5 protein-coding genes are annotated in these 3,092 nt (G+C 71.8%); 2 read left to right on the top strand and 3 right to left on the bottom strand.

The features are described from left to right. A partial coding sequence (locus tag AB0J52_RS33995) for a transposase (protein ID WP_500186990.1) occupies window positions 1-149 on the top strand: 149 nt, incomplete at its 5' end. Here AB0J52_RS33995 and AB0J52_RS33990 read toward each other — a convergent pair. From AB0J52_RS33990 to AB0J52_RS33980, 3 genes are read right to left on the bottom strand one after another with little or no spacing between them, the layout of a single operon-like run. Continuing rightward, window positions 139-582, bottom strand: a complete 444-nt coding sequence (locus tag AB0J52_RS33990) for an SDR family NAD(P)-dependent oxidoreductase (RefSeq protein WP_500186989.1) — start codon at window positions 580-582, stop codon at window positions 139-141. The two genes, AB0J52_RS33995 and AB0J52_RS33990, sit on opposite strands and share 11 nt — an antisense overlap. Window positions 583-631: 49 nt before the next feature. Further along, a complete protein-coding gene (locus AB0J52_RS33985) occupies window positions 632-994 on the bottom strand; it encodes a nuclear transport factor 2 family protein (RefSeq protein WP_500186988.1) in 363 nt (120 codons plus the stop codon). A gap of 43 nt (window positions 995-1,037) precedes the next feature. Further along, entirely contained in the window at window positions 1,038-2,285 is a 1,248-nt protein-coding gene (locus AB0J52_RS33980; RefSeq protein WP_500186987.1) for an MFS transporter, read from the bottom strand. 81 nt (window positions 2,286-2,366) lie between these two features. On the opposite strand from AB0J52_RS33980, the gene AB0J52_RS33975 reads away from it, so the two are divergent. Continuing rightward, window positions 2,367-2,948, top strand: coding sequence for a TetR/AcrR family transcriptional regulator (locus tag AB0J52_RS33975; RefSeq protein ID WP_500186986.1), 582 nt, complete (start codon window positions 2,367-2,369; stop codon window positions 2,946-2,948). Window positions 2,949-3,092: the final 144 nt, after the last annotated feature.

The raw sequence follows: 3,092 nt of genomic DNA, 5'->3' as shown, positions 1-3,092 counted from the left end.
CGCACCTCTACAAGCGCCGCAACGTGGTCGAACGCTGCATGGGACGTCTCAAGCAATGGCGAGGCATCGCCACCCGCTTCGACAAACTCGCCCGCAACTACCGGGCAGCGATCGTCCTGGTGACCGCCCTGCTCTGGATCAACACATGATCCACCGGACAGGTCCTAGGGGCGACCGGGCCAGCAGCGGGGTGAGCAGGCAGCTCAGCGCATAGGTGGCCAGGTAGTCGACCTGGAAGGTCAGCTCCAACCCGTCCGCGCTGCGCCGCGGGGCGAGTTCGACGCCGATGCCGGCGTTGTTGACCAGGACGTCCAGCCGGTCGCGGGCGGCCACCCGCTCGCCCAGCGCCCGGATCTGGTCCAGCTCGGCGAAGTCGGCGGTCTCGAACGTGAGCCGCTGGTTGCCGGTCCGGTCGCGCAGCTCTGCCAGCAGGTCCCGGCCCTTGGCCGGGTTGCGGCCGTGCAGGATCAGCGTCGCCCCCTCGGCGGCGAGCCGGTGGGCCAGGGCGCGGCCGAGCCCGTCGGTGGCTCCGGTGATCAGGATCGTCTGGTCACGCGGCGGCACGGTGTCGGAAGTGGACACGGCTTTCCTCTTTTCGAAACAGGACGTACGGCAGATCGGGAGGGAATCGTCAGACGACGGGACGGCCGCTGGCGGTGGTGTCGGGGACGTCCTCGCGTAGGTCCCAGTGCTCGACGATCCTCCCGTCGGCGACGCGGAACACGTCCACCACAGCGATGCCCTGGTGGCCGGGCTGCGCCGTGAACAGGCTGTGGGTGAACACCAGATCGCCCTCACCGGCCAGGCGGCGGATCTCGAAGCGCCCCTGCGGGAGCTGGGTACGCAGCCCGTCGATGAAGTCGACCAGGGGCTTGCGGCCGTCCGGCAGGTTCGGGTTGTGCTGGATCAGGTCCTCGGCGAGGAAACGGTCGGCGAGGTCGGTGCGGCCCTGGTTCCAGACCAGCTCGATGTAGTCACGGACAAGCTGAGACATCACGTTCTCCTGATTACTTGTGTTCTTGCGTTCGTTGTTTCGATCAGCGGTGGGCCGAGGCGGGGGCGCCGTAGGGAGCCTTCGCCGAGGTCTCGACGCGGGTCGCGGCGGGAGCAGGGGTGCCGAGCGGCTGCGGTCGGCCGGACGAGCGGAGGGAGAGCAGGTGGGCGCCGACCGCCAGGGCCAGCGGTACCAGCGGGAGCGCCGACAGTCCCCGTGCGCCGAGGACGGGCAGGAGGCCACTGCCGAGCAGGCTGCCCAGGCTCATGCCCAGGTACAGCGCCGAGGCGTTGAGCGCCAGCAGGACGCCGCGCTGTTCGGGCAGCATCTCCACCAGCCGGGTCTGCTGCGGCGCCATGAAGACGGTGTTGAAGAAGGCCCAGAAGGCGAACATCCCGACTCCGACCGGGAGTGCTCCCGGCGCGGCCGTCAGCGCGGCGAAGGTGACGATGAGCCCGGCCAGGGCGGCGGCGATGGTCCGCGCCCCTCCCAGCCGCGTGTACAGGCGCGGACCGACGGCGTTGCCGACCATTCCGACCGTGCCGAACACCAGCAGCGTCAGTGACACCATGCCGGCGGCGGCGCCGAACCGGGCCGCCAGGTAGGCGCCGGCGACCCCGTACACGGTGAACTGTGCGGTCAGCACCAGCAGCGTGGTCGAGATGATCGGCACGACTCCGGGGGTGCGCAGCATGCGGGCGAACCCGCGCGCGGTCGGTGCGGGCCCCGCCGGCACCGGAGGCAGCGACGCGGGCAGCAACGCCATCACCGCCGCGGTCAGCACCGCCACGGCGGCCAGCGTCCAGCGCCAGCCGATCGTCGTGCCCGCCGCCGAGGCCAGCGGTACCCCCAGCACGGTGGCGGCGGTCATCCCGCCGAACACCACCGCCAGCGCGCGCGGCCGCTGCCCCGCCGGGACGATCATCGAGCCGGTGGCCGAGGCGACCGGTCCGAAGACCGCCGCGCCCAGTCCGGCGACCACCCGGGCGGCGACCAGGGCCCCGAAGGTCGGGGCGAGCGCGCTGCCGACGCCCCCGGCCAGCATCAGGGCCAGACCGATCATCAGGACCCGCCGGCGGTCCATGCGCCCGAGCACGACCGCGGTCAGCGGTGCGGCCAGCGCGAACACCAGCGAGAAGACGGTGACCAGGGTCCCGATGGTGGCGGGGCGGACGCGCAGTTCCGCGGCGATCGGGGCGCTCAGCCCGACCACGGCCAGCGACGCGGTCCCGAGGGCGAAGTACCCCAGTGCCAACGTCACCAGGGCCGGGCTCGAAGAACGAGTTCTCACCACGCACTCCCTTTCACTACGGTGCGGTGCGTATTGAAATTACAATACGGCACGGTCCGTATGTCAAGTAGGCTCAGGCCCATGACCGGACGACCCCGCGACCCCGCCGTCGACGACGCCATCCGCCAGGCCACCCTCGACCTGGTCGCCGACCAGGGCTACCGGGGGGTGAGCATGGAGGGGATCGCCGCCCGCAGCGGCGTGTCCAAACAGGCCGTCTACCGGCGCTACGCCAGCAAGGGCGAGGTGATCCTCGACTCCCTCGTCACCTACGCCCGCACCCGCCTGCCCACCCCCGACACCGGCGACCTGCGCGAGGACCTGCTGACCCTGCTGGAGGAGACCTTCGCCGCCCAGCGCGGCGTGCACGGCGCGCTCAACCAGGCCCTGGCCGCCGAGGTCCTCCAGGACCCGGACTTCGCCCGCCGCGTCACCGACACCCTCATCCGGTCCCGCCGCGCCGCCGTCGGCGAGATCCTCGACCGCGCCCGGAGCCGCGGCCAGGTCGCCCACCCGGACAACGGCGTCCTCATCGACCTGGTCTTCGGGCCGATGTGGTACGCGCTGGTCTTCGACGCCGCCAAGCTCACCGACGCCTACGCCGCCGAACTGGCCACGGCCGTCACCACCCTGGCCGCAAGCCTGCCGGACGGCCCGCCGTAGGGGCGGAGCTCAGCGCTCCAGGGATCGCTGGGGGCAAAGATTTGAGCCGTGCGGGACGCTGTCCGCACGGCTCAAGTTCGGTGGGCGCTCGCGAGCCCGGTGCCCGCCGGCGCGGTGTCCTCGGTGCTCGCCGGCACGGGGTCA

The sequence above is a fragment of the Spirillospora sp. NPDC049652 genome, from assembly GCF_040675125.1.
GTDB lineage: Bacteria > Actinomycetota > Actinomycetes > Streptosporangiales > Streptosporangiaceae > Spirillospora.
The sequence above is the reverse complement of the archived record's forward strand: the minus strand, read 5'-3'. Positions and strand labels throughout refer to the sequence as shown.